This window comes from Zwartia sp., assembly GCF_049655405.1.
Lineage (GTDB): Bacteria > Pseudomonadota > Gammaproteobacteria > Burkholderiales > Burkholderiaceae_B > Zwartia.
In genome coordinates this window covers 23,199-29,981 of sequence record NZ_JBASJR010000002.1, presented here as the reverse complement: position 1 = coordinate 29,981, position 6,783 = coordinate 23,199, and the positions used below count along the sequence as shown (strand labels likewise).

Genomic DNA, 6,783 nt, shown 5'->3' with positions numbered 1-6,783 from the left:
GGGAGGTTTTTGGCGATGGGTGCGGTGGCAAGATTTGCCGCTGTCCCGAGTGCGGCTCAATCCCACTTGGATCGCAAGATGTCGATGCACTTGTGTTGAATGAAGAGTGGCTGCGTCAAAAGTTGCGTATGGCTCTTGAAATCAACAGCCGCGATGGCATCGATCAGGTAGGGCAGGGTATCTGGCGTCTGGGAGATTCTCGTAGCACTCCAGTCATCTTGGTGCGCAATCTAAATGACTTGCTTCGCAACCCCGGGTTGCTTGAGGGTTTGCGTGTTCGAGATGGAAATTTGCGGGTGATTACTCCCAGGCCCATGGGGCAGACGACTCATCCATTTGCACAGGATATTGAGTGGCTGGTGCTTGAGGATCGGTTCGCTTTTTATGGTGGAGCTATTTCCTTTATTGAGTCTTCGGATAAGCGTTCTGCCGTGCTGCCACATGAGACAGCAGATGTGAGATATGGTCCCTTTGCAGTCGACTTTAGATCAGTAGTGCTGCCTGGGCATGGTCATGTCAATTTGACCGAAGCCCAGGCCGCTGTGTTCTCAGCGCTTTGGTCATTCAAAGGCGAGCCTATGCGCGCCGAGAGAATTATGGCTAAGGCTGGGCTTAAGAGCGAGAAGCCTATTGATGTGTTCAAGGTGAAAGCCAAAGACAAAGATAAGCCTGGGGCAGATCTTCCTTTGATGTCCTATAGAGAATTAGTCGTCACGCAAAGACGTGAAGGTCTTTATGCAATGCCATGTGCTTGTCTTTAATCAAATGTTCCTCAATGAACAAACGGCAACTCATCCCAACTAGTCGTGTAGCGGGGCGATCGGTTTTCAGATCGCATCGCCCAACGCTGGGCAACGCCACTCACGGCTGAACGTATTGTGCCTTGTCCGTAATCACGATTGATCGAATCTACCGCACTCATTAGCTGAGCTGATCGTTGAGTCGATACCTGGTCATCGAAGATAGTCATCTGGCGGGTTTGTTTGTCTGAGATGAGCGTCAGCATTGCTCCTGCCTTTTTGTATTTGTAGCCAGATCGATATATGGCATCTAGCCCAACCAAAGCAGCCCTGGTCATTGTTGATGTGTCATCGGTTGCATCGCTCAGTGGCACAGTGATCCCTGCGCTGTACTGTTTGTCGTTATTGAACCGATTGGTTTGGATAAAGACATAAACGGCAGCACAGACAGAATGTTGCTTGCGCAGCTTCTCTGCCCCACTGGCCAAGTGACTAGCAATAGACTCGCGCAATTCATAAATGCTTTGAACGGGTGTGCCGAAACTTCGGGACGACATGATTTGTTTTTTAGGTGCAGCAATGTCCTCAAGCTCAAGACATGAAATACCACGCAGCTCGTTACAGGTGCGCTCTAGAACGACACCAAAGTGCGTTCGGATTTCTTTGGGCGAGGCGTTACGTAGATCAAGTACGGTATAAATACCCATTGCTTCGAGCCGTTTAGAGATTCTGGAGCCAACGCCCCAGACTTCGCTGACATCAATGCCGCTCATCCAGACGATCCTTTCTGGTCTGGGAATTGAATGTAGATCGCAGACCCCATCGAATTGAGCATTTTTCTTGGCCAAATGATTAGCGAACTTAGCAAGTGTCTTTGTTGGACCTACGCCCACGCAAACAGGCAGTCCGGTCCATTGCTTGATTCGTTCTCGCATTTGCTGTCCCATCGAAATCACCATCTGCCTAGCCAGAGTGTGTATGTCAGTGCCATTCTCAAGTAGTTCCAAAGTGGCGTAGGTGTGTCGTAGCGAGTACAACGTACGTACTTGACCATTTGTATCCCGCAGCAATCCCACATCTTTCAACAGCCGCTTAAACGCACCATCTAGTCTGGCTGGTTGGTGTAGATCGCTTGTGCGAAATACCAGCTGTGAGCAATTGCTGGTCAATAACTGCTCAAACGAGATCCCAGCAATGTCACTCTGTCTTGCGTGCAATCGTTCCAATACCGCAACGGCAGCATGTTTGGCAATCAGCCAGCGCCCCCCAGTTTTGCCATCGACCCATATGCGCAAATATCTAACGCCTTTGTCCATATGCCAGCTGATGTGCTGCCATCGGATCGCCAGTGCTTCTGTGCCATGTCGCATGCCTGTGTACAGCAACATTTCCACATAGTCACGTAGGAGTGGGCGTGTGATCTTTTCAATTGCTAATCTGCCCTGACCAGTCCACGCAGGCATTGCTGCCAGTATTTGATCAATCTCCGCTCTGCTAAACGCTGGTCTGGCGACACTTTTAATGCCAATGGTCGTTAGTTTGGGTATCTTTGCATTGGGACTGATCCAGCCATGCCTAACACCAGTTTCACGTAGTCGATTCCAAGCACTAGCGAAATTCATCAGTGTTGATGCACGAGGCTTTTTCGCCATTTGCCTGTCACGCCACAATTCGAACTCGACAATATCTTGATGGGTGAGTTGTTCGAATTGCCTGTCGCCGAAGTAGGGCAGGAAGTAACGTTCAATACAACTGACATAGCTATCAGCCGCAGTTTTACCTCGAGCCGCATCTATTTGTCGTCTTAGTTCTTCCAGTGTGATAGCCGCAATTTGTGCAAAGCTGTGTGCATTGTGTGCTACCGTTGAGTCACTCTGGATTAGCTATTTTAGGTTTTGTCCTTTCAAAAGGACATTTTTGATCTGTAAACCATGTGCTCGGTATGAAAGCCCATCCCCAAAAGAAAATGCCCCGTATAAAACGGGGCATTCAGGTACTCTTGGTGGCCCGGGGCGTGTTGTTCAGCGCACCGGAGTCGGCCCACGTATTTACGCGGCAAAACGTCAATAAGTAGGAGTGGAAGAGAGCCTATGCAGTTGACGTGTTAGGCCGAAAGCACGTCCGCAAAGTCGGCAAAAGGCTGATAGCGGACATCCCTAGGCTGAGACTGATATTTTGCGTCTGCCATTACCGGTCGTTCGCTATGCATTGCATCCAGTGACCGGTCTAAAGCCCACAGCAGTCACAACTGAAAAGACAACTTGAAATAGCTACGTGGAATGACTGCTTGTGGCCTGGGTGATGGGGTGCTTCCGACCCATAGCCGACATTTGTCGAGCCAAACGTGGCGTCTGAACGCAGACGATTGCTCGCAGAAATCTGACCGCACGGTGGTAAGATAAAGCCTGTCAAATCCGATGCCTTATCGACAAGATCAGCCAGGCTAAATATCAGAAACTTTTTGCAATTCTACGATTGATGCTACGCTACAAAATTCCGAACTACCGCAGTCACTGCATCAGTGACCGCCACATGGTGGCCGACAGGAACAGGCTGATTGCCGTCACTCGGTTCAGTAATATGGTGGTCAGTTATGGGCCAGAAGCGGCCATGCACACGTGGCTCTTGATGGCAGTGCTGGCAATGGCGTAATCTCTCGGCATCCACTGCAAAGCTATGGCAAAGCGACATGTCACCCACCGCATGATAGAGGCGTTCAGAGCCGGGATGCTGCATGGCGGCATCAGCGCGGGCGCCGATGCGTTGGGAATTCCCCAACCTTCTATGAGCCGACTGATTGCTGACTTGCAAAGGGTCGTCGGCTTTCCGCTCTTCCAGAAAAGCGGGCGAAGTGTCAAGCCTACCGACGAAGCCATTGTTCTTATGGCGAAGGTCCAGCAATCGTTCGTCGGCCTCGAGGAAATCACTAACTTCTCGGCGCAACTGCAAAAGCAAATGACTGGAAGGCTCTCGATCTGTACCATCCCTTCGATCGGACACTCGGTGATGCCGGAGATCATCGAGCACCTGCGCGCCAAGTTCCCGGATGTCGTCGTAAGCCTCACGGTGTCTTCGTACCTCGAGGTGGCGCGCAACGTCCGGAACAGGCAGGCGGACATTGGTCTCACGGCGGACAAGCTGTCCATCGGCAACCTCGAGACCGTCGCGGAGTTCACCTCCGATTGTGTCTGCATCGGCACAAGCAAGTGGCTTACTGCCTCCGCGAAGCAAGTCAATGTTCATGAGTTCGCAGGGAAGCCATTCGTGGCGTTGACCGGGACGTTCCAACGGCAATTGGATGCGCTGCTGTCGGTCAACGGCGTGACGGTCGAAGCAATGGTCGAAGCGTCGCTCTTCCAGACCGTCAGTGAGTTGGTCCTGCGTGGAATGGGCGTATCGGTCGTGGACCCGTTTACCGGTATCAAGCACCGCCAGCGTGGAGGCATCACCTTGCCGCTTCGGCCTGCATGCACCTACACCGTATACGCGACAGCGATGAGTGACACGCGGCTGGGTGCGCCCGCGCGGGAACTGATCCAGCTGCTCAAATCGGCCACCGACGCGGCTCGAACACATACCACGCGCGAATAGGTTGATGCTTCAGGCGGCATGGATGCCAGGCACCGATCTGCACTACGATCAAGTGCACCATCAATCAACCGTAGAGGTCGCCTTGAAATACCGAATTCCCATCTTTGTTGCAGCGCTCATGATCGGCGTCCTCGCCCCCCTGCAGGCTGCCCGTGCGGAGTATCCCGAAAAACCCGTCCGCTTGATCGTCCCTGCGGCGCCAGGCGGCGCAGCGGACAACCACGCACGTGCACTGGCCACCGAGCTCCACAAGCGGCTGGGGCAGCCGTTCGTCATTGAAAACAAGCCCGGTGCGTCCGGAGCGATTGGTATGGACGTGGTTGCAAAGGCAGTGCCTGATGGCTACACCATCGGCAGTAACAACCTCGCCACGTTCATCGTGGGTACGCTCACTGCAAAGCAGCTGCCGTATCGCATTGAGAGCGACTTCACGCCGATTTCCTCGCTGTTTACTCAGCCGAATCTCGTTGGCGTCACGCCGAGCCTACCGGTGAGGACGCTCGGTGAACTCATCGCATATGCGAAGGCGAACCCGAACATAATTACCTTCGGCTCGACTGGCCAAGGGACCTCTCTGCACGTCCTGACTGAAATGCTGAGCATGAACGCAGGCATCGAGATGGTCCATGCGCCGTACAAGAGCGCGCCGGCAGCCGAAGGTGATCTTGCCGCGGGCCATATCCAGCTGATGATCAGCAATTTCACTTCGATGGAGCCACTCGTCAAGGCGGGCCGTATCCGCGCGTTGGCCATCACAAGTTCAACGCGCTCGCCGCGGTTGCCCGACGTACCGACCGTCGCTCAGGCGGGAGCGCCTTACCTCGAGATGGTGACGTGGGCGGGGATCGTCGGTCCGAAGGGCATGCCTCCCGCGATCGTGAAGAGGCTAAACACGACCATCAATGAGATCCTGTCGGAACCCAACTTCAAGAAGCAGTTCGAGGCCATGGGCTCCGAAACCGACGTCAAAACGCCCGAGCAGTTCGCGGCGATGATCAAGTCGGACTACGCGAAGTGGGGTGAAGTCATCCGCAAGGGCCGGATCACGGCTGACTAATTCCCCCGAGCGCGTACAGAACGTATCCGGTTTTCAACCGGCAATCGGGACGACAACACGGATTCGGATCTATGTTGCATACGAAAGCGGTGTAGGACGAATTCATTCACGCACCCTTCATACGAACGGTGCATTAATAACCTTAAATGAAAGAAACATACCTCATGGGAAAAATTGCAATTGTAGGCGCTGGAAACGTTGGCCAAGCCATCGCTGGCCACATGACTCTGCTCGGCCACGATGTCCGACTGTACTCACGGTGGGAGCGCGATTTCGAAGCGATCAACTCGACCGGTGGCATCGAACTATCAGGCGATGTGGAAGGCCGTGCGGCGAAACCTCTGCTGACCACTGATATCGAGAGGGCGGTCAAGGGCGCAGACACCGTCATCGTCGCAGCACCAGCGTTCGCCCATGCATACCTGTCGCAGCAGCTTGCTGCATTCCTGGAGCCAGAGCAACTGGTGGTTTTCCAGCCCAGTGTGCTGGGAAGTTCGCTTGAACTCGCGATGCATTTTGCGTCGGCTCAGCGTCCTCCCTGCCTGATCGCGGAAACGGCAACCAGCCTCTATACCTGCCGCCTGCGCGGTCCTGCCAAGGTCTACATCGGAGCCATCAAGCAAGCGGTGCAACTGGCAACCATACCGCACATGGCCTGCGACAAGGCACTCAACCGACTCAGCCAGTACTTCGGCAATCGCTACGTGGCCGGCACCGACACGCTTTCGGTAGGCCTTGGAAACTGCAACGCGATCTACCACGTTCCCCCGTCGGTATTGAACATCAAGACGGTGGAGGACTCGGACAAGCTCCCTCTGCACACGCTCGTCACACCCAGGATTGCGGCAGTCATCAACGCGCTGGATGAAGAACGCCTATCCCTCGCGCAAGCTCTTGGCGTGAAGACACAAAGTTTCTGGGAGTTCCTCGCAACCGCCTACGGCGTCACCGACGGCACCTATGTAGAGCGGATCGTCCAGGGTTACGGACGCCAAGCGTTCCCCGAACCCGACTCGTTGACCCACCGCTACTTCACGGAAGACATCCCCTTTGGCCTGGTTACCTGGAGTTCGCTGGCCAGGCAAATTGGACTCCCGCTTCCGCTGACGGATGCCTTCATCAGGATCAGCGGGATCCTCTGCGACAACGACTTCGAAGCCACGGGTCGCACAGCACTCGTGCTGGGCCTGGAGGGAAGCGACCCGGCGTCCATCAAGGCGGCATTTCTCAACGGTGTGACACGTTGACCCTCTTAACAGACTGCAGCGAGTCTGCGTGACCTCGGGAGAGATATGTTAGAGCTTTCGAAGATCGAGGATGGCGTTAGGCGCCTGTAGAGGAAGATTGCCCGGACCCCCTGCGTGGGGTCCCAACTACTCTCCGAGTTGGCAGGCT

The 6,783-nt window shown here is 54.4% G+C and carries 6 protein-coding genes; 4 read left to right on the top strand and 2 right to left on the bottom strand.

Annotated elements, in window-relative coordinates; genetic code table 11:
• The coding region (locus tag WBJ47_RS01315) for a hypothetical protein (RefSeq protein ID WP_422243243.1) at positions 1-761 on the top strand (761 nt) is incomplete at its 5' end.
• 11 nt (positions 762-772) lie between these two features.
• Here the strand turns inward: WBJ47_RS01315 and WBJ47_RS01310 are convergent.
• Both WBJ47_RS01310 and WBJ47_RS01305 read right to left on the bottom strand, forming a co-directional pair.
• Positions 773-2,392: a DUF4113 domain-containing protein gene (locus tag WBJ47_RS01310; RefSeq protein WP_422243242.1), complete on the bottom strand. Its 1,620-nt coding sequence runs from the start codon at positions 2,390-2,392 to the stop codon at positions 773-775.
• Between the two features lie 829 nt (positions 2,393-3,221).
• Entirely contained in the window at positions 3,222-3,476 is a 255-nt protein-coding gene (locus WBJ47_RS01305; protein WP_422243241.1) for a hypothetical protein, read from the bottom strand.
• Between WBJ47_RS01305 and WBJ47_RS01300 the strand changes: the two genes are divergently transcribed.
• The 3 genes from WBJ47_RS01300 (at position 3,468) to WBJ47_RS01290 (ending at position 6,635) form a co-directional block, all read left to right on the top strand.
• Positions 3,468-4,331 (top strand): LysR family transcriptional regulator, encoded by an 864-nt coding sequence (locus WBJ47_RS01300; protein ID WP_422243240.1) that lies wholly within the window; start codon positions 3,468-3,470, stop codon positions 4,329-4,331. The two genes, WBJ47_RS01305 and WBJ47_RS01300, sit on opposite strands and share 9 nt — an antisense overlap.
• 22 nt (positions 4,332-4,353) lie before the next feature.
• Positions 4,354-5,388, top strand: coding sequence for a Bug family tripartite tricarboxylate transporter substrate binding protein (locus WBJ47_RS01295; RefSeq protein WP_422243239.1), 1,035 nt, complete (start codon positions 4,354-4,356; stop codon positions 5,386-5,388).
• 146 nt (positions 5,389-5,534) lie between these two features.
• Positions 5,535-6,635: an NAD/NADP octopine/nopaline dehydrogenase family protein gene (locus tag WBJ47_RS01290; RefSeq protein WP_422243238.1), complete on the top strand. Its 1,101-nt coding sequence runs from the start codon at positions 5,535-5,537 to the stop codon at positions 6,633-6,635.
• Positions 6,636-6,783 lie beyond the last annotated feature (148 nt).